Source organism: Rhizomicrobium sp., assembly GCA_037200385.1.
Taxonomy (GTDB): domain Bacteria; phylum Pseudomonadota; class Alphaproteobacteria; order Micropepsales; family Micropepsaceae; genus Rhizomicrobium.
Map to the genome: position 1 here is coordinate 1,505,970 of JBBCGL010000001.1, position 24,466 is coordinate 1,530,435.

21 protein-coding genes are annotated in these 24,466 nt (G+C 64.6%); 12 read left to right on the forward strand and 9 right to left on the reverse strand.

Annotated features, from left to right (window positions below):
• Nucleotides 1-146 precede the first annotated feature (146 nt).
• On the reverse strand, nucleotides 147-962 hold the full coding sequence (locus WDM91_07120; protein MEI9994347.1) for an IclR family transcriptional regulator C-terminal domain-containing protein: 816 nt from the start codon (nucleotides 960-962) through the stop codon (nucleotides 147-149).
• A 163-nt stretch (nucleotides 963-1,125) separates the two neighbouring features.
• On the opposite strand from WDM91_07120, the gene WDM91_07125 reads away from it, so the two are divergent.
• The 3 genes from WDM91_07125 to galA all read left to right on the forward strand — a co-directional run bounded on the left by WDM91_07125 (nucleotide 1,126) and on the right by galA (nucleotide 5,481).
• A complete protein-coding gene (locus tag WDM91_07125; protein MEI9994348.1) occupies nucleotides 1,126-2,160 on the forward strand; it encodes a hypothetical protein in 1,035 nt (344 codons plus the stop codon).
• A 12-nt stretch (nucleotides 2,161-2,172) separates the two neighbouring features.
• Nucleotides 2,173-2,886 carry an alpha/beta fold hydrolase gene (locus WDM91_07130; GenBank protein ID MEI9994349.1) on the forward strand — a complete coding sequence of 238 codons (714 nt, stop codon included), beginning with the start codon at nucleotides 2,173-2,175 and terminating at the stop codon, nucleotides 2,884-2,886.
• Nucleotides 2,887-2,982: 96 nt separating this feature from the next.
• Nucleotides 2,983-5,481: a beta-galactosidase GalA gene (gene galA / locus WDM91_07135; protein ID MEI9994350.1), complete on the forward strand. Its 2,499-nt coding sequence runs from the start codon at nucleotides 2,983-2,985 to the stop codon at nucleotides 5,479-5,481.
• Here galA and WDM91_07140 read toward each other — a convergent pair whose 3' ends face one another.
• Nucleotides 5,482-6,585 (reverse strand): glycosyl hydrolase 53 family protein, encoded by a 1,104-nt coding sequence (locus WDM91_07140; protein MEI9994351.1) that lies wholly within the window; start codon nucleotides 6,583-6,585, stop codon nucleotides 5,482-5,484.
• A gap of 58 nt (nucleotides 6,586-6,643) precedes the next feature.
• Nucleotides 6,644-9,367, reverse strand: a complete 2,724-nt coding sequence (locus WDM91_07145; GenBank protein ID MEI9994352.1) for a TonB-dependent receptor — start codon at nucleotides 9,365-9,367, stop codon at nucleotides 6,644-6,646.
• 241 nt (nucleotides 9,368-9,608) lie between these two features.
• On the opposite strand from WDM91_07145, the gene WDM91_07150 reads away from it, so the two are divergent.
• From WDM91_07150 to WDM91_07175, 6 genes are read left to right on the forward strand one after another with little or no spacing between them, the layout of a single operon-like run.
• Nucleotides 9,609-11,339, forward strand: coding sequence for an IlvD/Edd family dehydratase (locus tag WDM91_07150; GenBank protein ID MEI9994353.1), 1,731 nt, complete (start codon nucleotides 9,609-9,611; stop codon nucleotides 11,337-11,339).
• Nucleotides 11,339-12,277 (forward strand): 2-dehydro-3-deoxygalactonokinase, encoded by a 939-nt coding sequence (locus WDM91_07155; GenBank protein MEI9994354.1) that lies wholly within the window; start codon nucleotides 11,339-11,341, stop codon nucleotides 12,275-12,277. Before WDM91_07150 ends, WDM91_07155 begins: the two co-directional genes overlap by 1 nt.
• Nucleotides 12,274-12,900 (forward strand): 2-dehydro-3-deoxy-6-phosphogalactonate aldolase, encoded by a 627-nt coding sequence (locus WDM91_07160; GenBank protein ID MEI9994355.1) that lies wholly within the window; start codon nucleotides 12,274-12,276, stop codon nucleotides 12,898-12,900. Before WDM91_07155 ends, WDM91_07160 begins: the two co-directional genes overlap by 4 nt.
• Before the next feature lie 39 nt (nucleotides 12,901-12,939).
• Entirely contained in the window at nucleotides 12,940-14,511 is a 1,572-nt protein-coding gene (locus WDM91_07165; protein ID MEI9994356.1) for a sodium/solute symporter, read from the forward strand.
• Between the two features lie 39 nt (nucleotides 14,512-14,550).
• Nucleotides 14,551-15,294, forward strand: coding sequence for a FadR/GntR family transcriptional regulator (locus tag WDM91_07170; protein ID MEI9994357.1), 744 nt, complete (start codon nucleotides 14,551-14,553; stop codon nucleotides 15,292-15,294).
• 16 nt (nucleotides 15,295-15,310) lie between these two features.
• The gene (locus WDM91_07175; protein MEI9994358.1) at nucleotides 15,311-16,231 is read left to right on the forward strand and encodes a Gfo/Idh/MocA family oxidoreductase; all 921 of its coding nucleotides are present in this window, start codon (nucleotides 15,311-15,313) and stop codon (nucleotides 16,229-16,231) included.
• 14 nt (nucleotides 16,232-16,245) lie between these two features.
• Here the strand turns inward: WDM91_07175 and WDM91_07180 are convergent, their stop codons facing one another.
• Both WDM91_07180 and WDM91_07185 read right to left on the reverse strand, forming a co-directional pair.
• Nucleotides 16,246-16,920, reverse strand: coding sequence for a hypothetical protein (locus WDM91_07180; GenBank protein ID MEI9994359.1), 675 nt, complete (start codon nucleotides 16,918-16,920; stop codon nucleotides 16,246-16,248).
• 206 nt (nucleotides 16,921-17,126) lie between these two features.
• Nucleotides 17,127-17,960, reverse strand: a complete 834-nt coding sequence (locus WDM91_07185) for an IS5 family transposase (GenBank protein ID MEI9994360.1) — start codon at nucleotides 17,958-17,960, stop codon at nucleotides 17,127-17,129.
• A gap of 387 nt (nucleotides 17,961-18,347) precedes the next feature.
• Between WDM91_07185 and WDM91_07190 the strand changes: the two genes are divergently transcribed.
• The 3 genes from WDM91_07190 to WDM91_07200 all read left to right on the forward strand — a co-directional run bounded on the left by WDM91_07190 (nucleotide 18,348) and on the right by WDM91_07200 (nucleotide 19,687).
• A complete protein-coding gene (locus WDM91_07190) occupies nucleotides 18,348-18,503 on the forward strand; it encodes a hypothetical protein (protein MEI9994361.1) in 156 nt (51 codons plus the stop codon).
• A gap of 56 nt (nucleotides 18,504-18,559) precedes the next feature.
• Nucleotides 18,560-18,853, forward strand: a complete 294-nt coding sequence (locus tag WDM91_07195; GenBank protein ID MEI9994362.1) for a hypothetical protein — start codon at nucleotides 18,560-18,562, stop codon at nucleotides 18,851-18,853.
• A gap of 180 nt (nucleotides 18,854-19,033) precedes the next feature.
• Complete coding sequence (locus WDM91_07200) at nucleotides 19,034-19,687, forward strand: SLATT domain-containing protein (GenBank protein ID MEI9994363.1); 654 nt, start codon at nucleotides 19,034-19,036, stop codon at nucleotides 19,685-19,687.
• 180 nt (nucleotides 19,688-19,867) lie between these two features.
• On the opposite strand, the gene WDM91_07205 is transcribed toward WDM91_07200, so the two are convergent.
• Genes WDM91_07205 through WDM91_07220 form a run of 4 tightly spaced genes read right to left on the reverse strand, consistent with a single transcriptional unit; the run spans nucleotide 19,868 to nucleotide 24,466 of the window.
• Nucleotides 19,868-21,370 carry an alpha-N-arabinofuranosidase gene (locus WDM91_07205; protein ID MEI9994364.1) on the reverse strand — a complete coding sequence of 501 codons (1,503 nt, stop codon included), beginning with the start codon at nucleotides 21,368-21,370 and terminating at the stop codon, nucleotides 19,868-19,870.
• A 14-nt stretch (nucleotides 21,371-21,384) separates the two neighbouring features.
• A complete protein-coding gene (locus WDM91_07210; protein MEI9994365.1) occupies nucleotides 21,385-22,704 on the reverse strand; it encodes an extracellular solute-binding protein in 1,320 nt (439 codons plus the stop codon).
• Nucleotides 22,704-23,537: a carbohydrate ABC transporter permease gene (locus tag WDM91_07215; protein MEI9994366.1), complete on the reverse strand. Its 834-nt coding sequence runs from the start codon at nucleotides 23,535-23,537 to the stop codon at nucleotides 22,704-22,706. Before WDM91_07215 ends, WDM91_07210 begins: the two co-directional genes overlap by 1 nt.
• On the reverse strand, nucleotides 23,534-24,466 hold the full coding sequence (locus WDM91_07220; protein MEI9994367.1) for a sugar ABC transporter permease: 933 nt from the start codon (nucleotides 24,464-24,466) through the stop codon (nucleotides 23,534-23,536). The genes WDM91_07215 and WDM91_07220 overlap by 4 nt, the downstream gene beginning before the upstream one ends.

The window sequence follows — 24,466 nt, forward strand, 5'->3', positions numbered from 1 at the left end:
ACTGTCATCCCGGCCAAGCGCTGCGTCAGCAGCGCGCCGAGCCGGGATCCATCGCGCAACACGCTCGATGGGTCCCGGGTCTCGCTCCGCTCGCCCGGGATGACAGCAAGTATGCCATTTCAATAAAATCGAGTGCGCCGATGCACTCAATCCGGATGCACCGACCGCAGCAGATAGGGCTGCCGGCGCAGCGCCTGCTCGATCACCCGCGCCGCGTTCGTCAGGATCGGCAGCCGCGTCTTGACCAGCTCCTCCTTGCTCACCCGCGAGGTCGAGGTCGAGCAGTTGATCGCCGCCAGCGAGCGTCCGCTCTCGTCGAGGATCGGCACGGCGATGGAGATCAGCCCATAGTCGAGCTCGTCCTGCGTCGCGGCATAGCCCGTCTTGCGCACGTCGTGGAACAGCTTGCGCAGTTCGGCCCGGCCGGTGACGGTATGTTCGGTGAAGGGATGGAACGCGCCGGTGTCGAGATAGTGGTTGCGCACGTCCTCATGCTCGAAGGCAAGCAGGGCGCGGCCGAGCGACGTGGCAAAGGCGGGATAGCGCGTGCCGACGCCGGCGGCCAATCGCACCATCCGGTTTGTCGAGACATGGACGAGATAGAGGATGTCGGAGCCGCTCAGCACCGCGAGCGAGGAACTGTCGCCGGTCTCGTCGCGGACCGCCTGCAGATGGGGACGGACGATCTCGCCCAGGCTCATCGAGTCGAGATAGGCCGAGGCGAAGCTGATGACCTCCGGCCGCAGCAGGAAATGCCGGTGATGCTTGGCGACATAGCCGAGCTTCACCAGCGTGTTGAGGCAGCGGCGCGCCGCGGCGGGCGACAGATCCGTCACCTCCGCCACTTCGCTGAGCGTCATCTGCGGATTCTCGCGGCCGAACGCCCGCAGGACCGAAAGGCCGCGTTCGAGCGTCGAAAGGTATTCGCTGTCGGCGCGGGAGTCGGCGTCTGAATCCGTCATCGAGTCGGTTCGGCTGGGCACTCCGCACTAGAAGCCGTGCCGTCCTGTTTGTCCATGATTGCTGGCGCGAAGAGGGCTTATTTTCGAAAGTCGAAGTTTCATTCGGATAGTGAAAACCGTATGCTGGCGGTGCCCCTTCGTGCAAGCCAGCAAGGACACCGATATGCCGCTGCCGCTCCTTCCCACCAGTCTCGTCGGCTCCTATGCGCAGCCCGACTGGCTCCTCGATCGCTCGAAGCTCGCGAAGCGTTTTCCGCCTCGGGTGCGCGCCGGCGAGCTGTGGCGGGTGGACGAGCCTTGGCTGGAGGAGGCGCAAAACGATGCGACGCGCCTCGCCATCCTCGACCAGGAACGGGCCGGCCTCGACATCATCACCGACGGCGAGATCCGCCGCGAAAGCTATTCGAACCGCTTCGCGACCGAGCTCGAGGGCGTCGACCTGGACAATCCCGGCACGGCGCTCGACCGCAGCGGCCATCCCAACCCCGTGCCGCGCGTGGTCGGGAAGATCCGGCGCCGTGGTCCGGTGGAGGTACGCGATCTCAAATTCCTCAAGGCCCAGACGGACAAGCCGGTGAAGATGACCGTGCCCGGCCCCTTCACCATGTCGCAGCAGGCGCAAAACGATTTCTATGCCGATGAGCGCGAGATGGCGCTGGACTATGCCGCCGCGGTGAACGCGGAGATCGCCGACCTGTTCGCCGCCGGCGCCGACATCGTGCAGATCGACGAACCCTATATGCAGGCCCGCCCGGACAAGGCGCGGAAGTTCGGGGTCGCGGCCCTCAATCGCGCGCTCGAAGGCATCACCGGCACGACGGCGGTGCACATCTGTTTCGGCTATGCGGCGATCATCCACGAACGGCCGGAGGGCTATTCCTTCCTGCCGGAATTCGCCGGCACCACGGTCCAGCAGGTGTCGATCGAAACGGCGCAATCGAACCTCGACACCTCGATCCTCAAGACCCTGCCCGACAAGACGATCATCCTGGGCGTACTGGACCTTTCGACGCACGAGATCGAGACGCCGGAGATCGTCGCCGCGCGCATCGAGCGCGCCCTGCCCTACGTCGATCCCAGGCGCATCGTCGTGGCGCCCGATTGCGGTCTCAAATACCTGCCGCGCGACGTGGCGTTCGGCAAGATGAAGGCGATGGCCGACGGCGCGAAGCTCGTCCGCCAAAAGCTCACGGCGTAGGGGCGAAGCGCGATGTCGAAACCCGATCTGCTGCTGCTGCCCGGCATGCTGTGCGACGCGGCGTCCTGGGAGGCGCAGACCGCCGCCCTCGCCGGAGTCTGCACGCCGCGCGTGATCGCGTTCGGCGATGCCGACAGCATCGACGCCATGGCGGATGTGGCCTTGGCCGGCGCGCCGGACAGCTTCGCGCTGGCCGGGCACTCCATGGGCGGCCGCGTGGCGCAGGCGATCTACCGCCGCGTGCCGCAGCGGGTGACGCGGCTGGCGTTGCTTGCGACGGACTTCCGCGGCCATTCCGACGATGCGGCACGCGCCGCGGAAGCCGCGCGGCGCGACGGGATGATCGCGCGCGTCGCCGCGGTCGGCCTTGCCGAGTTCTCGCGCGGCTGGGCCCGCCAGGTCGTGTCGCCGAGCCGGCTGGACGATGCGCCCCTGTTGGCCGCCATTGCGGAGATGATGGCCCGGCACACGCCGGAACAGCTCGCCGCCCAAACCCTGGCGGGACTGACGCGTCCGGATTTCGCAGACCTCCTGCCGCAGGTCTCCTGCCCGACCCTGCTTGTCGCCGGAGACGAGGATACGCTGCGGCCGGTCGCCGTGCACCGCGAGATGGCCGACGCGATTCCGCGGAGCCGGTTGGACGTGCTCCCCCAATGCGGCCACATGGTCGCGATGGAACGGCCGGACCTCGTCACTGCGGCGCTGCGGCACTGGCTGGTCGGCTAGGCCGAATTCGGTCTGCATCGGACGCCGGCGCATATTGCAAGGCCGGACCGCCGCGCTATAATTATATGACAAATCAAAACCCAGCTGTTCGAAGCGATGCAACGGGTCAGTCGCCGCAGTCTCCTGAAGGGCGGTGCGCTTGCCGGCATCGGCGCCTTGTCCGTCCCCGGCATGGCTTCGCCCGGCCGCACCGCGCCAAAGGCCGCAACACGCGAGCGGCTCCTGTTCGATCCCGGCTGGCGTTTCCATCTCGGCCATGCCGCCGATCCGAGCCGGGATTTCGGTTTCGGCGGCGGACAGAACACCTATGCCAAGGCCGGCGCCAACACCGGCGCGGCCGCGGCGGCCGGCTTCGACGACCACGGCTGGGCCCTCGTCGACCTGCCGCATGACTGGGCGGTCGCGCTTCCGTTCGTTGCAAGCACCAACCCGCCGCCCGACGACGATCCGCGGGCGGCGCACGGCTTCCGGCCCCTGGGCCGCGACTATCCGGAGACCAGCATAGGCTGGTATCGTCGCGCCTTCGACGTTCCGGCGTTCGATTCCGGCCGGCGATTGTCCCTCGAATTCGACGGCGTGTTCCGGGATTGCCTGGTCATGGTCAACGGCTATGTCGCCGGCCGCAACGACAGCGGCTATGCGCCCTTCCGCGTCGACATCACCGACTTCGTGAATTGCGGCGAGCGCAACCAGCTCGCGGTGCGGGTGGACGCGACGCTGGGCGAGGGCTGGTTCTACGAAGGCGCCGGGATCTACCGCCATGTCTGGCTGGTGAAGACCGATCCGCTGCACATTGCACAATGGGGCGTGTGGGTGCGCAGCGCCCTGGACGGCCCCGACGCGGCGCTGACGGTCGAAACCGAGATCGAGAACGAGAGCGACGCGGCCCGCCGCTTCCGCCTCGAATTCACCCTGCTGGATCCGGACGGCAAGGCGGGTGCGACGACAACCTCCCGGCCCATCGACTTCAAGCCGCGCGAGGCGCGCGCGGTCACGCAACGTCTTCGCCTGGCGGCGCCGCGGCCATGGTCGGTCGAGACGCCGAACCTCTATCGCGTGGCGGCACGCATCGTGGCCGACGGGATGGCCGTGGACGAAATGACGGCGGATTTCGGTATCCGCAGTGCGCGTTTCGATGCGGAACGCGGCTTCCTGCTCAATGGAAAGCCGCTCAAGCTCCAGGGCACCTGCAATCACCAGGACCATGCCGGCGTGGGTGCAGCCTTGCCGGATAGGCTGCACGCTTCGCGCGTCGAGACGCTGAAGGCGATGGGCTCCAACGCCTATCGCGCGGCGCACAATCCGCCGGCGCCCGAATTGCTGGATGCCTGCGACCGGCTGGGCATGCTGGTGATCGACGAGACGCGGCGCATGTCGGCCGATGGCGAGAGCATGAGCGAGCTCGCACGGCTCATCCGCCGCGACCGCAACCATCCGAGCGTCATCCTGTGGTCGATCGGCAATGAAGAGCCGCAGCAGGGCACGGCGCGCGGCGCGCGGGTCGCCGGCGACATGACGCGGCTGGTCCGCCGGCTCGATCCGACCCGCCCGATCACGGCGGCGGTCGACGATCCCAAGGCCTGGGGCTTAGGCATCACGCCGGTCCTCGACGTCCTCGGCTGCAACTATCGCACCGACCAGATTCCCGCCTTCCACACACGCCAGCCGGACAAGCCGGTGTTCGGCAGCGAGACCGGCAGCACGGTGTCGACGCGCGGCATCTATCTGCGCGATCCCGCGAGCGGCTACAGCGCCGCCTATGATACCGAATTCCCCTGGTGGGCCTCCACCGCGGAGGCGTGGTGGAAGATCGTGGCGCCGGCGCCCTATATCGCTGGCGGCTTCGTCTGGACCGGCTTCGACTACCGCGGCGAACCAACCCCGTTCAACCGCTGGCCCAATGTCGCGTCGCAGTTCGGGATCTTCGACTCGTGCGGCTTTCCCAAGGACAATTGCTTCTATTACAAAGCGCAGTGGCGCGACGCACCGCTGCTGCACCTCTTCCCGCACTGGACTTGGCCAGGCCGCGAGGGGCAGGCGATCAATGTGTGGTGCCACAGCAATCTCGATCGCGTGGAATTGCTCGTCAACGGCACGAGCGCCGGCGTGCAGGACGTCCCGCGTTACGGACATGTCGAGTGGAACGTGCCTTTCGCGCCCGGCGCGATCGAGGCGCGCGGCTACAAGGGCGGCAGGCTCGTCCTGACGGAACGGCGCGAGACCAGCGGCCCGCCGGCGCAAATTCGCCTGGTGCCCGACCGGGCCGCGCTTGCGGCCGACGGCGAAGACGTTGCATCGGTGCGTGTCGAGATCGCGGACGCCGCGGGGCGGCTGGTGCCGACCGCAGCGCATCCCATCGCGTTCCATATCTCCGGCCCCGGCGCGATCATCGGCGTCGGCAATGGCGACCCGCGGAGCCACGAGCCCGACAAGGCGACGCAGCGCAACGCGTTCAACGGCCTGTGTCTGGCGCTCGTGCAAGCGGCGCGGGAGTCCGGCACGATCCATCTCGACGCCGAAGCGCCCGGACTCGCACCGGCGACGCTCGCTCTGCCCGCGCGGGCGGCGCGCATCCGGCCCTTCGTCGCCGCTTGATCAGTGCGCCGCGCCCGGCGGATCCAGGAAGTCGATGCCGGGCAACAGCTCGCCGTCGAAATCGAACAGCGCCGCGTTCTCCCAGCTCGAGCCCCTGCCCCACTGCGTCATGCAGCCGGTCGATACCCAGTCCGGCGCCCAGTAGACGATGCCGTCGCCGCCCGATTTGAGCACCGCGTCGCGCAGGTCCAGCAGGTACTTGCGCTGGTCCTCCCGCGTCGGACGCATGCCGGGGATCACCGAATCCGCGCCCAGCACATTCGCGAGATCGTCCTTCCATTGCAGCGTCCAGGGATAGCCGGTCTCGACCACCATCACCTCGGCATGCGGATAGATGTGCCGGAGGCGGTAGATCTCGATGCCGAGGCCCGCGACGTTGTATTTCGACCATTTGGGATAATAGCTGAGTCCGATGATGTCGTAGTCCGTGATGCCCGCCTTGGTCGCCGCGAGGAACCAGGGTTCGGCGTTCTCGGGCTGGGCGATGTGCAGCATGATCTTCGGCTTGATCGCGGAATGGGCACCGGCGTCGCGCACGGCCTTGATGCCGGCATTGATCAGCAAGGCGTTGCGCGTCCAGTCGATCGGCCGGTCTATCGCCCAGTCGGCCGCGCCCAGCAATTCGCGATTGATCTCGTTGCCGACCTGGACCAGGTCCGGCATCAGGCCGTCACGATCCAGAGTCGCCAGCGTGTCGAAGGTATAGCGATAGAGCGCGTCCGCCTGCTTCGCGCTGTCGGCCAGCGCGGCCCAGGCCTTGGGCGCGATCTGGTGATCGCCGTCGGCCCAGGTGTCGGAATAATGGAAGTCGAGCAGCACCCGCATGCCGGCCGCCTTGGCGCGGCGGATGCTCCTCTCGACGTCGGCGAGATTGCTGTACTTGGTCCAGTCGGCGTTGTTCCAGATGCGGATGCGCACCAGATTGGCGCCGTGATCCTTGAAGATGCGGTAGACGTCCTTCTGCACGCCGTGGTCGCGATAGACCGCGCCGCAATCGTCCATCTCGTTGGCGAAGGAGAGATCGCCGCCGAAATACAGGTCGCGGGCGGCGCCCGAAGATGCCGGCACCGCCGCCAGCAACAGAGCGAGGAGAAGACGCTTCATTCGAACTCCCAAAAAAAGACGGCGGAGGACACGCGCCCTCCGCCGCAGTCGCACGGGATCAGAGGCGGTACGAGATATCGAACAGGTAGGAACGGCCGAAGGTGTCGTAGCGCGCGAGCTCGGACGGGTTGTTGTCCCAATAGGAGCGCGAGACGCCGTTGGTCAGGTTGCGGGCCTGGAAGCGGAAACCGATGCTCTCGTTCCATTGGTAGGACAGGCTCGCATCCAGCGTCCGCTCCCACTGCAGCCGCGTGAGCGTCTGCGAATTCCAGCCCGCGATGATCGTGAACGGGCTGTGGATCTTGTAGGCGAGGCGCGCTTCGAGACCGTCGCGGCTGTACCACAGATCCATCTCGGCCGTATGGCGGGCGAGGCCCGTCGCCTCCAGCGGATTGGCGACCGGCGCGAACTCGTGCACGCCCGAACTGACATACGAATAGTTCGTGTAGATCCCGAAATCGCTCAGGATGCCGGGCAGGAAGTAGAACGGCGTCTGCAGCGTGACTTCGAGGCCGGCGACGTCGCCGCCGGGGCCGTTCACCGGCTGGGCGATCGTATAGGTGTTGCCGTTGATCAGCTCGGCGTGGGTCTGGTAGCCGATGAAGCTGTTCAGGTGCTTGAAGTAGCCCGCCACGACGAACAACGCCTCGGGACGGAAATACCATTCATAGTCGAGGTCGACCTGGTCCGCCTTGTAGGGATTGAGCAGCGGATTGCCCTCCGACCCTGTGTAGGGCGGCGAGGTGCTGATCGAATTGCCGACCCGAAGCTCGTCCAGCGGCGGACGCGACACGGCAATCGACGCGCCGAAGCGGACGATCTGGTCGTCCGCCAGATGGAAGTTCGCGTTCAGGCTGGGCAGCACGTCCGTATAGTTCTTGCTGGCCGTCGACGGCGTATATCCGGTGCCGTCGGTCAGATAGCCCGTGCTGGTCGAGGATACGTTGGAGACGCGGACACCGACGGAACCGTCCACCGGCACGGAACCGAGCGCGAAGCCGTATCCCGCTTTGACATAAGCCTGGAAGCTGTTTTCGTTGACCGTCCAGTGCTCGCCGAGGACGTCGGTGCCGGCGGGTCGCGTGAAGTGACCGTCGGAGAAGTTCGTGAAGGCGGCCGCCGCGAGCTGGTCGAAATTGCCGTACAGCATCGGCGGCGCGTTGTAGTCCTTGACGGTGAAATTGCTGAGGTCCGCCGCGGGCAGAAGGAAGCCGGACGTCGCCGAGCAGTCCGTGGTCGAAGCGCCGGCACCGCCGCACTCGAGCCACGAATTGTCCGTATGGCTCTTCTTGCGGCCCGAATAGCGCAGGCCGAAATCGAAGCTGGTCAATCCGGAACCATCGAACGCCCGCGTCACATCGAGCTGGGCGGCGGAAAGATTGTCCATCGTATGCTCCGGCCCCGTGACCTGGCCGGGCCGATATGTCTGGATGAACTGACTCGAGACATCGGCGGGATTGTAGGGGACCGTCGCCGCATTGTCCGAATAGGTCTGCCAGGACGGCACGACGCCGGCGCCGGTGTTGAACACCGACGAGGTCGGATAGACCTCGGCCTCGATCGCCGCCCACTGGTTGTTGCGCCACGCCTCGGAATGCGAGAGGTCGGCCGTGACCTGCCAAGCGCCGGCCGTCCATTTCGCGTTGACGCCGCCGACCGCCAGCGTGTGACGCTCGGTGTATTTGGCGATGACATTGGTCACCGAGATGTACGAGCCACCGAGGGTTCCGCCTGAGACGACGCCGTTCTGGATGGCCAGGTTGGGCGGCGTGCCGGTCGTCCCGCCGACGCAGTCATAGGCCCAAGAATCGGCACCGCCGCACCAGGCGCTGTTCTGCGGATAGGTGTAATCGCCCAGATTGTTGTTGTCCCCGTACCATGCCTGGAACTGGTTTTCGTGGATGGCATAGGCCGAATACAGCGCATCGACCGTCACTTCGAGGCTGGAGGAGGGCCGCCACTGCACCACGCCCGAGAGCGCCATGCGGTCCTGCTGGATCTCCGTCACCGCGGACTGCGCGCCCCACGGCGTCGAGTCCGGCACACCATCGCCCGTCACGTCGCCGGCGGTGCCGCTATTGGCGAGGTTGTAGCCCCAGCCCTGGAAGGAGTCGTAGCCGTTCTGCTCCCGCTGGAAACTGCCCGCGAGCGCGATGGCCAGCGTGTCGTCGAGATGGGTGATATAGGCGGCGCTGCCCCGCAGGCCCCACGGCGTGTAGTTGGGAAACGCATTGGCTTCTTCGTTGTACTCCGGCCCCACCCGCAACGAGAGCGCCGGACCTTCATAGTCCAGGGGCCGCAGAGTCTTGATGTCGATGGTCGCTGCGATGCCGCCATCCAGCAGGCTGGCCGACTGCGATTTGATGACCGTGGCGCCCGCCACCATTTCGGACGGATAGATTTCCCAGCGGACGTTCTGGTCGGGCTCCGACGACGCCACTTCGCGGCCGTTCACCAGGCCCAGCACGAGGCGGGGTCCTAGTCCGCGCACCGATGCCTGGCTGGCATTGCCGCGGTCCAGCGTCGTGTTGAGGCCGGGGAGGCGGTTCAGCTCTTCCGCGATCGTGATGTCGGGAAGCTCGCCGATATCCTTGCTCGATATATTGTCCGTGACGAGATCGGAATTCTTCTTCATGTCGATCGAATCGCGGAGCGAACTGCGCACGCCGCTGACGATCACCGTCTCGACCGTCGATGGGTCTTCGGCGAAGGCTGCGCCGCACGAGCCGCAGAGCGCAGCCAAACTCACGCCGCAGAGCAGCGCACGATGAATGACGTTCACGATGACCTCCCCTATTGCCCGCCCCTGGTACAACGAGCCTGATTATATAATCCTATTTATAATACAATTGGATTTCGTGTCAACGGGGGACGGCGAATATCGCCAACCGGATGCGGGTTACGCTCGCTTTGTTCGCGAAGAATCCCTAAGCCGACACGAGATGTGCCGGCTTTACAGTTGGCCTATTTATCATATAATTAACGCTTCCGGCTTCGGCCGACCGCGATCTTCGGGATAAACCGTGTCCGAGCAGAAAAAGAAATTCCGCAGCGCGAAAAGCTACGGCCCGAAGGACCGCGACGGCTTCATTCATCGCAGTTGGATGAAGGCCGAGGGGCTTCCCGCCGATGTGTTCGACGGCCGGCCGGTGATCGGCATCTGCAACACCTGGTCGGAACTGACGCCATGCAATTCGCATCTGCGCGACCTTGCCGACTACGTCAAGCGCGGCGTGTGGGAGGCCGGCGGCCTGCCGCTCGAATTCCCGGCGATGTCGCTGGGCGAGACCCAGATGCGTCCGACCGCGATGCTGTTCCGCAACCTGCTGGCGATGGAGGTCGAGGAGTCGATTCGCGGCAATCCGATCGACGCCGTGGTCCTGCTGGGCGGCTGCGACAAGACCACGCCCGGCCAGATCATGGGCGCCGCGAGCGTCGATCTGCCGACCATCGTGGTATCGTCGGGGCCGATGCTGAACGGCAAATTCCGCGGCTGCGACATCGGCTCGGGCAGCGATGTGTGGAAATTCTCGGAGGCCGTTCGCGCCGGCGAGATGGAGTTGAAGGATTTCATGGCGGCGGAGAGCGGGATGTCGCGCAGCCCCGGCACCTGCATGACCATGGGCACGGCCTCGACGATGGCGAGCATGGTCGAGGCGCTGGGATTGAGCCTGCCCTACAACGCCACCATCCCTGGCGTCGACGCCCGTCGCCGGGCCTTGGCGCATGAGAGCGGCCGCACCATCGTCGCGATGGCCAGGAGCGACCTTCGCCTCTCCAGGATCGTCACGCGCGAGGCGTTCGAGAACGCGATCCGCGTGCTGGCGGCGATCGGCGGCTCGACCAACGCCGTCGTGCATCTGCTCGCGATCGCGGGGCGGCTGGGCGTGCGGCTCTCGCTGGCCGATTTCGACCGGCTGTCGGCGGAAGTCCCGCTGCTCGTCGACCTCCAGCCGTCCGGCCAGTACCTGATGGAAGATTTCCACTATGCGGGCGGCGTCCCTGCGCTGATGAAGGAGATCGAGCCTTTCCTGCATCTCGACGCACCGACCGTGTCGGGCCGGAGCCATCGCGAGACGATCGAGACGGCGCAATGCTTCAACCGCGCCGTGATCCGGCCCATCGACGCGCCGGTCCGCCCGTCCTCCGGCATATGGGTGTTGCGCGGCAATCTCTGTCCGTCCGGCGCGGTGATGAAGCCCAGCGCCGCGTCGGAGGGATTCTACAAGCATGAGGGCCGCGCGGTGGTGTTCGAATCCATCGAGGATTTCAAGGCACGGATCGACGACCCCGCGCTGGATGTCGACGAGAATTCCGTTCTGGTGCTCAAGGGCTGCGGTCCCAAGGGCTATCCCGGCATGCCGGAAGTCGGCAACATGCCCTTGCCCCGCAAGCTTCTCGAGCGCGGCGTCAAGGACATGGTGCGGATTTCCGACGCACGGATGAGCGGCACCGCCTTCGGCACGGTCGTGCTGCATACCGCGCCGGAGGCCGCGGCGGGCGGGCCGCTTGCGATCGTGCAGGACGGCGACGTCATCCGGCTCGATGGTCCCGGCCGGACGCTGGAATTGCTGGTCGCCGAGACGGAAATCACGCGCCGACTCGCCGCATGGCGCGCGGCTCCCCCGCCGCCGGTCTGGACCCGCGGCTGGTACAAGCTCTACGTCGATCACGTGCTGCAGGCCGATCGCGGCTGCGATCTCGATTTCCTGGTCGGCGGCAGCGGCGCCGTCGTGGACCGGGAATCCCATTGATGGGCACGCCCGCCTTCATCGCCGGCGATTGGGGGACGACGCATCTGCGGCTGTTCCTGTGCGACGCGTCCGCGGGCGTGATCGCCGCCAAGACCGGCGCCGGCGTGGCGCAGGCAAAGGCAGAGGACGTCTTCCGTGCGCTTGCCGCGGAATGGGATGCCGCACATGGCAAGCTCCCCGCCGTGCTTTGCGGCATGGTGGGCTCGACCATCGGCTGGCGGCAAGTGCCTTATCTCGCCTGCCCGGCGCATCCGCAGGCCATCGCGGAGAGCGCGTTGCGTTTCGAGGACGGCGGCCGCGCCATTGTTATCGCGCCCGGCCTCTCGTGCCGCAACCGGCTGCTCGCGCCCGACATGATGCGCGGCGAGGAAACCCAGATCCTGGGGGCGCTCGCGCTCGAACCGAAATTGCGCGAGGGCCGCAGGTTCCTCTGCATGCCCGGCACCCACACCAAATGGGTCTCCCTCAAGGACGGCGCGGTCGAACATTTCCTCACCGCGCTCACCGGCGAGCTGTTCGACATCCTGCGGCAGCACAGCGTGCTGGTGCGCAGCGATGGTCCGGCCGACGTTTCGGACGGCAAGATATTCGCCAGCGCGCTGGACCAGACCAAGATGTATCCCGACGCCGAACTGATCCATCTGCTGTTCGAGACCCGGAGCCGCCAGCTCGACGGCAGCCTCAAGCAGAAGGATGCCGCCGCCTATCTCTCCGGCCTGATCATCGGCCAGGACGTCTCGGGCGCGAAGCGCTTCTTCCGCAGCGATCTCGCGGCCGCCGGACATGTCACGGTGATCGGCGCACCGAAGCTTTGCGATTTCTATGTCCATGCCTTACGCACGCGCGATCTGGCGGCCGGCCGGATCGACGGCGATGCCGCGTCGCTGGCCGGCCTGGCCGCGCTGTATCGCGGCACCATTGGGAGGGCGGTCTCATGAACACCGAAGCCCATCTGGATGCGCTGCCCCTGATCGCGATCCTGCGCGGCGTGACGCCTGGTGACGTCGTTGCCATCGGGGAAGCCCTTTACGCAGCCGGCATCCGGGTCATCGAAGTGCCGCTCAATTCCCCCGAACCGTTGGAGAGCATTGCGCGTCTCGCCGCGGCGTTGGGTTCACGCTGCCTGGTCGGGGCGGGGACCGTGCTCTCGGCGAAGGCGGTCGACGACGTGGCGCGTGCCGGCGGCAAGCTCATCGTGACGCCGAATGTCGACCTTGCCGTCATCGCGCGCGCGGTCGAGCTGGGCCTGGCCCTCACGCCCGGTTTCGCCACGCCGAGCGAGGCTTTCGCCGCGATCAATGCAGGGGCGCGGCGCCTCAAGCTCTTTCCGGCTGCGAGCTTCGGGCCGGCGCATCTCAAGGCGCTGAAGGCCGTGTTGCCGGCAGATGTGCCCGTCTACGCGGTCGGCGGCATCGGCGCCGGCGATGTCGAAACCTGGATCGGAGCCGGCGCCGCGGGCTTCGGGTTCGGTTCGGAGGTGTTCAAGCCGGGCTACGGCGCGGAAGAGGTCGCACGGCGCGCAGGGGATGTCGTCGCCGCGCTGAAGGCCGCGCGAAAGTGAAGTGCCACGCCCGAAAAGGGCGGGTCAGAGGGGAAACAGATGAGCTTGTCCACGATCGATCTTGCCGTCCTGGCCGTTTATGCGGTCTCGATCTTCACGCTCGCCCAATGGGTGAGCCGCGAGAAGGCGGGGCACGTCAAGGACAGCAAGGACTATTTCCTCGCCGGCAAGACGCTGCCCTGGTGGGCCATCGGCACCTCGCTGATCGCCGCGAACATCTCCGCCGAGCAGATCATCGGCATGTCGGGCTCCGGCTATGTGATCGGGCTCGGCATCGCATCCTATGAATGGATGTCGGCGCTGACGCTGCTGATCGTGGGCAAGTTCTTCCTGCCCATCTTTCTCAAGAACCAGATCTATACGATGCCGGAATTCCTGCAGCGCCGGTACGGCCATTCCGTGCGCATCGTCATGGCGGTGTTCTGGCTCGGCCTCTACATCTTCGTGAACCTGACCGCCATCCTGTGGCTCGGCGCGACGGCGGTCTCGACCGTCACCGGCATCGACATCACCTACGCGATGCTCGCACTCGGCGTCTTCGCCGGCGCCTATGCGCTGTATGGCGGCCTCAAGGCGGTGGCGTTGACGGATATCGTCCAGGTCACTCTTCTGGTGCTCGGCGGGCTGGTGATCTCCTACATCGCCCTCGAGCATATTTCCGGCGGCACCGGCTTCGGTGCCGCCGTTGCGGGGTTCACGACGCTCACCGCGAAGCTGCCGGATCATTTCCACATGATCCTCGACCCCTCCAATCCCAATTATAAGGACCTGCCGGGCCTCTCGGTCCTGATCGGCGGCATGTGGATCATGAATCTGTCCTATTGGGGCTTCAACCAGTACATCATCCAGCGCGCCCTGGGCGCCAAGGACACCCGCGAGGCGCAGGCGGGAATCGTGCTCGCCGCGTTCCTCAAGCTGCTGATGCCGCTGCTCGTGGTGTTGCCGGGGATCGCGGCGGGCGTGCTGGCGCCGCATCTGGGGCGGCCGGACCAGGCCTATCCGTTCCTGATGCGGCTGCTGCCGCCGGGCCTGCTCGGCCTGGTGTTCGCCGCCCTGATCGCCGCGATCGTCGCGTCGATGGGCTCGAAGATCAATTCGATCGCGACGATCTTCACCATCGATCTCTACAAGCCGGCGTTCAAAGGCGCGAGCGAGCGTCACCTTGTCGTGGTGGGGCGGCTGACGGCGGTCGTGGCGCTGGCCGCGGCGATGCTCGCCGCCCGCCCCCTGCTCGGCAACCTGCCGCAGGCCTTTCAGTATATCCAGGAATACACCGGCTTCGTGACGCCCGGCATCGTCGTGATCTTCCTGCTGGGCATGTTCTGGCCGCGTGCCACCACGGCCGGCGCCTTCGTCGCCGCGGTCGGATCGGTGGCGCTGTCCTATGTCTATTGGCGATATCTGCCGGGAATCTCGTTCATGAACCGGGTCGGCTATGTGTTCCTGATCTGCCTGGGCGCCGCGATCGTCGTCTCCCTGCTCGGACCGCGACGGGCGCCGCAGGTCACCATGGACCTCAAGAACATTGATTACGCGACGAGTACCGGCTTCAATGTTGCCGCTCTCGTCGTCATCGGCGTCCTCATATGCCTGTATGTCAGGTTCTGGTGAGCCGGCAATGAGCCCAACCGACTGCGGCGAACGGACAGCATGAAAGCGAATCGCTCCGGCCAGAACCTCACCCATCGCATGGTGCAGGATCTCGGCGTCGCCATCGTCACCGGGCGCTACTCGGTCCGCAATCCGTTTCCGGTCGAGGCCGACCTCTGCACGCATTACGGCGTAAGCCGCAGCATCGTGCGGGAAGCCGTGAAGATGCTGACCGCCAAGGGCTTGCTCGGCTCGCGGCCGCGGCAAGGCACCTGGATCCAGCCGGAGGAGACCTGGAACCTGTTCGATCCGGACGTGCTGCGCTGGCTGCTGGAGCGGAAGTTCTCCTTTTCCCTCCTCATCGATTTCACCCAGGTGCGGCTCGCGGTCGAGCCCAAGGCGGCGGCGCTCGCGGCGCAGCGGGCCGGTGCCCGGGAACGCGAGGCGATCAAGGCCGCGCTGGAGCGGATGAATGCCGCCTATGACGGCAACGAATCGCTGTTCGCCGACATCGCCTTCCACACCGCCGTGCTGCAGGCGAGCGGCAACCGGTTCTATTCGCAGCTGCACGAGCTCATCGAAAGCGCGCTGCGCTTCAGCATCGGCATGACCAACCACTACAAGGGCGTCTCGCGCGCCAGCGTCGCCGATCACAAGAGGGTCTCGGACGCGATCTTCGCCGGCAAGCCGCAGGTCGCGGAAGCGGCGATGCGCGACCTTATCGAGGAAGCGCTGGAGCTGATCCGCAAGGCGGAATCCGCCGCCGGTTCGCGCGACCGCCTCATCGCCCGCGCCGGCCGCTGAGGTCTCGGAGGATTCCGTGAAACGCATCCAGGTGGGCATCGTCGGCGTCGGCAAGATCGCGCGGGACCAGCACGTCCCGGCCCTCGCCGCCGATCCGTCCTTCGAGATCGCGGCCTGCGTCACGCGGCATGAGGGGATCGACGGCGTCCCCGCCTTCGCGACGATCGGCGACATGCTGGATGCGATGCCGGCGCTCGATGCCGTCGCGATCTGCACGCCGCCGCAGACCCATTTCGCGATGGCGCTGTACGCGCTCGAGCGCGGCAAGCACGTCCTGCTCGAGAAACCGCCCTGCGAGACGATGGGACAGTTCGACATGCTCGTCCGCGCGGCGGCGGCGGCGCAGCGGACGCTTTTCCAGACTTGGCACGCGCGCTATGCGGCCGGCGTCGCGCCGGCCCGGCGGCGGCTCGCGGAGCGCCGCGTCACCGGCGGGCGCATCGTATGGAAAGAAGATGTCCGGCTATGGCATCCGGGCCAGACTTGGCTATGGCAGCCCGGCGGATTCGGCGTGTTCGATCCCGGGATCAACGCGCTGTCGATCCTCAGCCACATTCTTCCGATGGCGGTGCTGATCGAAAGCGCCAACCTCTACGTTCCCGCCAATTGTCAGGCGCCGATCGCCGCCGATCTGACGCTGGTGACGACGGACGGCGCGCGGATCGCGGCGGAACTCGATTTTCGCCATGCCGGCACGCAGACCTGGAACATCGAAATTGAAACCGACCATGGCCCGCTGACCTTGTCGGAAGGCGGAAGCGCGCTGAGCCCCGCCGCGACTCAGCTGGCAACGATCGGCGAATATCCCGCCCTGTACCGCCGCTTCGCGCAGCTCATCCATGAAGGCGCATCCGATGTGGACGGAATTCCCTTCCAGCTGGTATCCGATGCCGTCCTGGTAGGACGGCGCGTCGAGGTCGAACCCTTTCATCCTTGAAAGGCGCCTGCGCCTCAGGCGCTGCTCTTCGTCGCGACCCACACGATCGACCGTCCGCCGCGCCCTTTGTGGGCTCGTGCCTGGATCTCCTCCACCGCGAATCCCGCGTGGCCCAGGCGGCCGACGAACGCCTTGTTCGGTGCCGCCGACCAGATCGCCAGCAATCCGCCGCGGCGAAGCGCCTGGCGCGCGATCTTGAGCCCCCGCAGGTCGTAAAGCCGGTCGTTCGCGCTGCGGCTCAATCCGTCCGGTCCGTTGTCGACGTCCAACAGGATCGCGTCGAACCGCGATCGCGCCGACGCCATCAGTTCTCCGACATCGCCATCATGGATGCTGACCCGCGGATCAGCGAGAGATGTGCCGGTGAGCCCGGCCATGGGGCCCCTCGCCCATTCCAGGATGGACGGCACCAGTTCGGCGACCACGACCTGCGCATCGCTGCCCAGCCCGGCGAGGGCCGCCCGCAAGGTGAAACCCATCCCGTAGCCGCCGATGAGCATGCGGCAATTCCTCCGGCCGCGCAGGCGTTCGCAGGCGATCTCGGCCAGCGCGACTTCGGAGCCGCTCAACCGGCTGTTCATGAGCGCGGTGGCGCCGGCCATGATCGAGAACTCGTCGCCCCGCCGCAGGAGCCGGAGCTCGCCGCCGCCGGGCACCGTCGCGGTGTCCAGATGGACCCAGGGAATCATGGCGAGCGTCCTTCGTGCGCGCGATGGCCGTCTGAGATCCGCGCACGGACCTTAGAGACTGTTTGAAAAGTCGGTTACACGGCTACTTTACACAACAGGCAGCTGAGCAATAGCTGGCGGTTAGCGGCTTGTCGGCTTTCCGACACCAAGGGTTGAGCGATTTTTACGCTTTGAAGGCACTCTGAACGCAATGCGGCCAGAGCATCCTAAACAGCCTTGGGCGGACGCGGCGGCCAAGCGACGGTATTCGGATTAGGTTTCAACCGATTCAACATCAGGCTGACGCAAGACCAACGAACCATCGCGACCGAGTTTTTCGTCAGCCGTTCTTGATCCTTGTCGAGCCGTCGATAGCCGTTGAACCAACCAAAGGTCCGTTCGACCACCCACCGCTTTTGGATTGGCACGAATTTCTTCGCCTTCTGATGTACGCCCTTCTTGATGCTGACAACCGCGCCGACGGCCTCCAACGCGAAATTGCGGAAGCGCTCGCCGCGATAGGCACCATCGGCATAGACCTTCTTCAACCGGCGTCCCTTCAAGAAGCGAGAGGCCAAGCGAAGAACTCTCCTGCCGCCCTCGATATCGGATACTTTGGCGTGCGTTACCAAGATCGAAATCGGTAGGCCGAGAATATCGACAGCGACATGCCGTTTGCGACCGACCAGGCGCTTGGCACCGTCGTAATTCTTTTCTCTGCTGACGGTACGGCCCGTTTTTATCGTCTGGCTATCGACGATGGCTATCGTCGGATACAGCTTCTTGCCTTCGCTGCGGCGGACTTTGCCGAACAACTTGCGCTGGATTTTCCGCAGCGTTCCATCGGCCTGCCAGGCCATGAAATATTCGTAGACGGTTCGCCACGGCGGGAAATCGCCAGGAATGAAGCGCCATTGGCACCCGGTCTTGAGAAGGTAGAAAATCGCGTCGCAAACGCGACGTAAGTTTGTCTTGCGTGGCCGTCCACCCGACTTGGGCGGGGGCAAAAGAGAGCCGATCACCGTCCACTGCTGGTCGGTGAGATCTGATGGATATGACACGGTTTCCGGCCAGCTACGGCCATTCGCCTCAAATTCTACTGCTGATTGTACCAAGTTTTACGAGCGGGACCAAACGGTTATGATGTCTTACAAAGTAAATAACTGTGATATATCAAACACTTGTGAGTATTGAAGAAATATTATTACACGGTCGTTGCGCTCGTATTGGCTTTGCGGCACCATCATATAGCTGCGTAGCTGCGGCGAAACCACAGGGAAGCCCCACGTCGGGCGGCCCACTGAATGCAATAGCCTCCTGATGTGCGAAAGCACGTCTGCGCGAATAGGTGGGGCATGTTTGCCCTTGAGGTTTCCATGCAGCTAACCGCCCGGCACCAGGGACGGTAAGCGGCGGCATTGGTGCGTTCTCGTAGCTGGGGACGGCAAATGGCTAAAAGAGAATACCGCGACAAGACCGGCAAGCTGCTGGGTTATTCACAAAACGAATCTGATCGCACGGGCATCAAAGGGCCGAAAGGTCTGTTGATCTTCATTCTGTTTATGGTGGCGTTCGGCATCGCCAAACACTTCCACTGGATTTGAGTTATGGTGACGCGGCGAGAAAACGCCGCCCGCAAAGGCCCAATTGGGGACTTGGCATGTCAGACGATGATTTCTTTTCGAATGTGATGAAATCCGCCGAGAGAGCGCGGGCACTAATCGCTCGTAAGCCGGACAAAGAATTTTATTTTGAATCGCCTATAGTCGTACAAAAATCCCCTGAGGGCGCGATTTTCCTCGATGGGCTGGTAGCGGTGGTTGGTACGCAGGATCCTCTGAAACTTCGTATTCACCTCGCACCGGAAATAGCACAAAACCTTCGGGGCGCACTTGAAATGGTCGAAGATAAGCCGGATTGCCCCATAGTATTAAACGTAGACCAAACCAACTAAGAGTTACTGATAGACTGAATTTCACTTGAAGCCTCGTTCGCGATTGGCTCGGTAAATTACTAAGTTTCCAATCGCCTACGAAGCCCGCGTTGGCCGATTTGCTCTCTACACGGATTTTAAGGACACCAGTCATGTTAAAAATTATACCCAGCCTCAAGTTTCGCCTCTAAAGAGGGTTAGATGGCTACTAACGTTGAAAAGCTACTTGAAGACATGAGTAGTACGAAGGGTGCACGCTTCAACGCGGCAAAGCGGTTGGAGGGGCGCGATAAACGCATGGCCCTTCTCACTGCCATGGCGTCAGCTTTGGTAATCGCGCTAACGGTACTGCCATTTATCTATCGCCTGACGGGCACGGTTTCAGGGGATCTGAGCGCGCTGACGCTAGCGATGTCTGTTTTAATTCTGGCTATCTCGCTACTTCAATACAGCAACAACGATGCGGTGAATGCGGAGCAACATCATAGATGTGCGTTGGAAATAAATGAACTCCGACGTGAATTGCGTGCACGAGCGGACGTCATAACGCCGGAGCAAATAAAGGATTTCGGAGAACGATATGGACGAATTTTGCAAAAATACAGCATCAATCAAGATGACGTGGACTACGACAAATACCGACTCGAACATCCCGAAATGCATCCGCTGGGCTGGACCGCTCGACTGAGAATCCACTGGCGTCTGGCTTTGGCAAATAATTGGCAGTCCGCGTTTATGTGGCTGATTGTTATATTCGCGGTGTGGTTTTTTGTTTTCCACATTCTTCCCGCTCGTGATCTCGGCTTACAACTCACACAGCCGTGCATTCAAGATTGCCCGCCAAAAGCAAAGTAATATTTGAAGCGACGCTTCTCCTATGCAATATGGCTCAAAATACTGTTCATGGTTTGTTTTGCAAATAACTGAGCTTTGTCAACCGGTTATAGCGCGCCATAAACCACAATTTGCTCTTTGCACGGACTTTTCAAACAGTCTCTTAGATCACACTGCGGGCCATTCCCGAACGGGCGCCGTTCATTCTCTTTCCAGGACGAAGACGTTCCAGGACAGCGGCCGAAGCGTCGCCTGCAGCGTAACGCCATCGGCGACCGCCGCGTGACTCGGCCGCGGTGCCACGGTATCGGGCGCATGGCTGGTGTTCTCCGCCTTCAGATCGGCATGGCAAAGCTCGTTCGCCAGGACCAGCTTATGATGTCCCAGGGCCCGCAATTCCACCGCCAGCTCCACCGACCGGGCGAGATCGCGGTTGAGTGCGAAGACCGCGACGCGGCCGCTGTCTTCGTCATGGACGACGCTCTTCAACAGCGGCTCGCGTCCGGCTTGTGCGGACACCTCGCCGCCGCTGGACGCGGTCCGCAGGACCGTGCCCCGCCCATACCGCGCCGCCTGCGCGAAGGGATGGAAGATCGTCTGCCGCCAGGCCGGGCCGCCTTCCTCCGTCATGATCGCGCCGATGACGTTCACGAGCTGGGCCAGGCAGGCCGCCTTCACGCGGTCGGCATTGTTCATCAGCGTGATGAGCACGCCGCCGACGATCAGCGCGTCTTCGAAATTGTAGACCTCCTCGATCAGCTTCGGCGCGACCGGCCAGCCCGGCTTGCGCAGATGGGAAGCATCGCGGGCCTTGTACCAGACGTTCCATTCGTCCAGCGACAGCATGATGCGCTTGGGCGACCGGCGCTTCGCCGCCACCGCGTCCGCGATCGCCGCCACTTCCTTGATGAAGGACTCGAGATCCTCGATGACCGAGAAATAGGATGCGATGTCGTCGGCGTCGTTCCGGAAATACTGGTGCAGCGAGATGAAATCGACCTGGTCGAAGCAGCGTTCGAGGACGTCGTGCTCCCAGTGGCCATAGGTGGGCATGTCGCGGCTGGAGGAGCCGCAGGCCGCGAGCTCGACGCCGGGATCGACCCAGCGCATGACCTTGGCGGTCTCCTGCGCCACGCGCCCATATTCCGCGGCGGTCTTCTGGCAGATCTGCCAGGGACCGTCCATCTCGTTGCCCAGGCACCAGAGCTTGATGCCGTGCGGCGCCTCGTAGCCGTGGCTCCGGCGCAGGTCGGAATAATGCGTGCCGCCCGGATGATTGCAGTATTCGATGAAATGGCGGGCCTCGTCGGGGCCGCGCGTGCCCAGATTGACCGCGAACATCGGCTCGACCGCCGCCGCCTTGCACCAAGTGATGAACTCGTTGGTGCCGAACGCATTGGTCTCGGTGCTGCCCCATGCCAGGTCGAGGCGCACGGGGCGTTCCTCTTTCGGCCCGACGCCATCTTCCCAATTGTAGCCGGAGAGGAAATTGCCGCCGGGATAGCGCACGATCGTGACGCCGAGCTCCCGCGTCAGCGCGAGGACGTCCTGCCGGAAGCCGTTCGCGTCGGCCGTCGGATGGCCCGGCTCGTAGATGCCGCCATAGACGCAACGGCCCATATGCTCGACGAAGGTGCCGAAGATGCGGCGGTCCAGCGGCCCGATCGCGAAATCCCGGTCGACGACGATTTTGCTGGTCGGCATGGCAGGAGGCTCCGTCAAAGCAGGTTGAAAAGGACGTCATTCACGCGGCGCTCGGCATCGGCCAGCGCCGTATCGATGGGTTTCTGGCCGGTGATGGCGGATTCCATCTCTTCGGAGATGATCTGCTGGATCAGGAATTGACGCTGGACGCCGGGCGCGAGCGGCGCGGCGGTGTCCACCAGCTTCGCGATGTCGCCGCGATGCGGCAAGGCGCGCCAGCGCGCGCTCGCGATGACCGCCGAATAGGCCGGCAGGTGGCCGGTCCGCGACCACGCGAAGTCGTTGTCCTTGAGGAACCGCAGCAGCCGGAAGATCGCCCGGGTCTTCTGCGGACTGCGCTGCGCCGTCGGTACCACCCACGAATGCCCGTCGGCATAGGTTGCGTCGCGCGCCGGATAGAGCTGCGGATAGGGCACGACCGCATAACCGCCGGCGAGCGGCGAGCCGGGCTGCCGCGCCGCCTGGTCGAAGGCGCCGATCATCCAGGTCCCGACGAGATAGACGCCGCCCTGTCCGTTCAGGAACGCCGCCGTCGCGGCCGTATAGTCCTGGTTCTTGGTGGTGAGACCTTCGTCATAGAGCTGCTTGAAGAGCTGCAGAATGCGATGGGCCTGCGGCGTCTGGAGCTTGATGTGGCGCGGGTCGGCGAAGAAACCGGCGTCCTGCTGCAGGAGGAAGGTGAAAAGGTTGCGCGCATAGGCGGACGGCTCGTTCACCATCGATTGGATGAGATAGGGCTTGCCCGTCGCGTGCGTGAACTGCCGCGCCTGCGCCAGAAGCTCCTCCGGATTGTGCGGCATCAACGGCTTGCCGTCGCGCACCAGTCCGGCGGTGCGGAACAGATTGAGGTTCACGTGCCAAAGCATCGCCCAGTTGTCGAACGGCAAGGCGTAGACGCGTCCACCGCGCATCACGCCGGCGCGCGCCGCGGGCGTGAAGCCGGCGGGATCGACGCCCACCGATCTCAGCCCGGCGTCGAGCGGCGCGATGAGGCCGCGCTGGCTGTAGTCCGAGATCACCGACTGATGCATCGTCACCAGGTCGGGCGGATCGCCGGCGGCGAGTTCGGCGGAAAGCTGATCGTAGCCCGGCCAATAGACGACGTTCACCTTGACGTGGATGTCGCGGTTTTGCGCGTTGAAGCGATTGACCAGCGTGGTGATAATCCCGCACTCGCCTTCGGCTGCCGACACGTCGACCGACCCGCCATACTCGGCGTCGCAGGCGCCGAAGAAGCGCTGAAGCGTGAGCTCCACAGGACCTGAGGATTCACGCTGGCAACCGGCGGCAAGGACCGTCGCGACCAGGGCGAACAGCGCGAGGATCCGCCGCATCACGCCGCCGCCCGCACGCCGGCCACGATGTAGCGCTGGAAGATCACATAGACGATCAGGATGGGCACGCTGGCGAACACGGCCTGCGCCATCAGGAAGCCCAGTCCGTTGGTCTGGGCGAAGTTCATCTGCGAAGACGCGACGCCCACCGTCAGCGTGTACATGCGCGAATTGGTCGCCGAGATCAGCGGCCACCAATAGTCGTTCCAGGTCGACAGGAAGGTGAAGATGCCGAGCGTCGCCTGCGCCGGAAGCGATTGCGGCAGCAGGATGCGCCAGAAGGTCTTGAACCGCGACGCGCCGTCGAGCCAAGCGGCCTCTTCCAGTTCCTTCGGCATGGCGCGGAAATACTGCGTCATCAGGAACACGCCGAACGGCGCGGCGAGGCCGGGGAAGATCAGCCCGCCATAGCTGTTGTGCAGGCCGAGAGCGCCGAACATCTGATGGCGCGCGATGATCACCGATTGCTCGGGGATCGCGAGACCGAACAGCACGAGGACGAAGACGATGTCGCGACCGGGAAACCTGAGACGCGCGAAGCCATAGCCGGCAAGCGACGACAGGCAAAGAACACCGGCGGTGACGCCGAGCGAGACGATGGTGCTGTTGAGCAGCCAGAAGAACACCGCCGAATGGCCGAGGATGTCGGCATAGTTCTCCAGCGTATAGGGCGGCGCGAAGGCGCTCGCCGTGCCGCGCAGAAGCGCGTCATTGGCCTTCAGCGACAGCAGCAAAGTCCAGAGCAGCGGTGCGGCCATGGCGAGCGCCGCGAGCCCGAGCGCGGCGGCGGCTGTCCAGTTGCGGCCCCGGCCGGGATTGCGCATCGCCGTCATCCGTCTTCCCGCCCGCGCGAGGCGAGGAACTGCGCCATCGCCGCCACCAGGATGATGCAGAACAGGATCTCGGATGCCGCCGCCGCATAGCCGATGTCCCAGCGCTGGAAGCCGATCTGGTAGATGAACAGCACGATCGGCAGCGAGGCGTTGTTCGGACCGCCCAGCGTCATGATCTGGGCCTGGCCGAAGAGCTGGAATTGCAGGATCACCTCGATGACGACGACGACGAGCGCGGTGCGCCGGATCGACGGCAGCGTGATGCGCCGCAGCGTGCGCCACCAGCCGGCATTGTCGAGCGCGGCCGCCTCGTAGAGATCCTTCGGCACCTGCTGAAGTGCCGCGAGGAACAGCATCATCGGCAGGCCGATGCACCACCAGATCGTCGTGATCGCGACCGCCGGCAGCGCAAGGCGGGCATCGCTCAGGAAGGGTATCGCGGGCAGGTGGAGGAGCGCGAGCAGATTGGCGACAAGGCCGCCGTCGGGGATCAGGACCATCCGCCAGACCAGCGTGACGATGGTGACGGACAACACGGACGAGGAGAAGAACAGGCCGCGCAGGACGGCAGACCAGCGGGAAGAAGTATTCAAGGCCAGCGCCAGCGCGAGGCCGGCGACGGTCAGCGCCGGCACCGTGAGGATGACGAAATTGCAGGTGTTCCACACGGCCTGGCGGAAAATGTCGTCATGGAGCAAGCGGACGTAATTCTCCGCGCCGACGAATCGCGAGCCGCCGAACAGATCGGCCTTATGCAGGCTTAGCCAGATTCCCGAAAGCAGCGGATAGACCAGAAGCAGGCAGAACACGGCGAGATAAGGCGCCACGAACAGCAGGCCCGCGCGCGTCTCGCTCGCGCTCGCGGTCCAAGGGCGCCGGACCGTGACGTCCGCCTCGCGGCCTGCGGCCGGAATGTCCAGCGCCTCCAT

Excerpts from the sequence above, each read along its gene's own strand:
- WDM91_07125 (MEI9994348.1), top strand. The coding sequence starts at position 1,126 with ATGCCGCTGCCGCTCCTTCCCACCAGTCTCGTCGGCTCCTATGCGCAG.
- WDM91_07165 (MEI9994356.1), top strand. The coding sequence starts at position 12,940 with ATGAGCTTGTCCACGATCGATCTTGCCGTCCTGGCCGTTTATGCGGTC.
- WDM91_07205 (MEI9994364.1), bottom strand. The coding sequence starts at position 21,370 with ATGCCGACCAGCAAAATCGTCGTCGACCGGGATTTCGCGATCGGGCCG.
- WDM91_07195 (MEI9994362.1), top strand. The coding sequence starts at position 18,560 with ATGTCAGACGATGATTTCTTTTCGAATGTGATGAAATCCGCCGAGAGA.
- galA (MEI9994350.1), top strand. The coding sequence starts at position 2,983 with ATGCAACGGGTCAGTCGCCGCAGTCTCCTGAAGGGCGGTGCGCTTGCC.
- WDM91_07180 (MEI9994359.1), bottom strand. The coding sequence starts at position 16,920 with ATGATTCCCTGGGTCCATCTGGACACCGCGACGGTGCCCGGCGGCGGC.
- WDM91_07200 (MEI9994363.1), top strand. The coding sequence starts at position 19,034 with ATGGCTACTAACGTTGAAAAGCTACTTGAAGACATGAGTAGTACGAAG.
- WDM91_07210 (MEI9994365.1), bottom strand. The coding sequence starts at position 22,704 with ATGCGGCGGATCCTCGCGCTGTTCGCCCTGGTCGCGACGGTCCTTGCC.
- WDM91_07140 (MEI9994351.1), bottom strand. The coding sequence starts at position 6,585 with ATGAAGCGTCTTCTCCTCGCTCTGTTGCTGGCGGCGGTGCCGGCATCT.
- WDM91_07155 (MEI9994354.1), top strand. The coding sequence starts at position 11,339 with ATGGGCACGCCCGCCTTCATCGCCGGCGATTGGGGGACGACGCATCTG.
- WDM91_07130 (MEI9994349.1), top strand. The coding sequence starts at position 2,173 with ATGTCGAAACCCGATCTGCTGCTGCTGCCCGGCATGCTGTGCGACGCG.
- WDM91_07160 (MEI9994355.1), top strand. The coding sequence starts at position 12,274 with ATGAACACCGAAGCCCATCTGGATGCGCTGCCCCTGATCGCGATCCTG.
- WDM91_07215 (MEI9994366.1), bottom strand. The coding sequence starts at position 23,537 with ATGACGGCGATGCGCAATCCCGGCCGGGGCCGCAACTGGACAGCCGCC.
- WDM91_07220 (MEI9994367.1), bottom strand. The coding sequence starts at position 24,466 with ATGGAGGCGCTGGACATTCCGGCCGCAGGCCGCGAGGCGGACGTCACG.
- WDM91_07190 (MEI9994361.1), top strand. The coding sequence starts at position 18,348 with ATGGCTAAAAGAGAATACCGCGACAAGACCGGCAAGCTGCTGGGTTAT.
- WDM91_07170 (MEI9994357.1), top strand. The coding sequence starts at position 14,551 with ATGAAAGCGAATCGCTCCGGCCAGAACCTCACCCATCGCATGGTGCAG.
- WDM91_07120 (MEI9994347.1), bottom strand. The coding sequence starts at position 962 with ATGACGGATTCAGACGCCGACTCCCGCGCCGACAGCGAATACCTTTCG.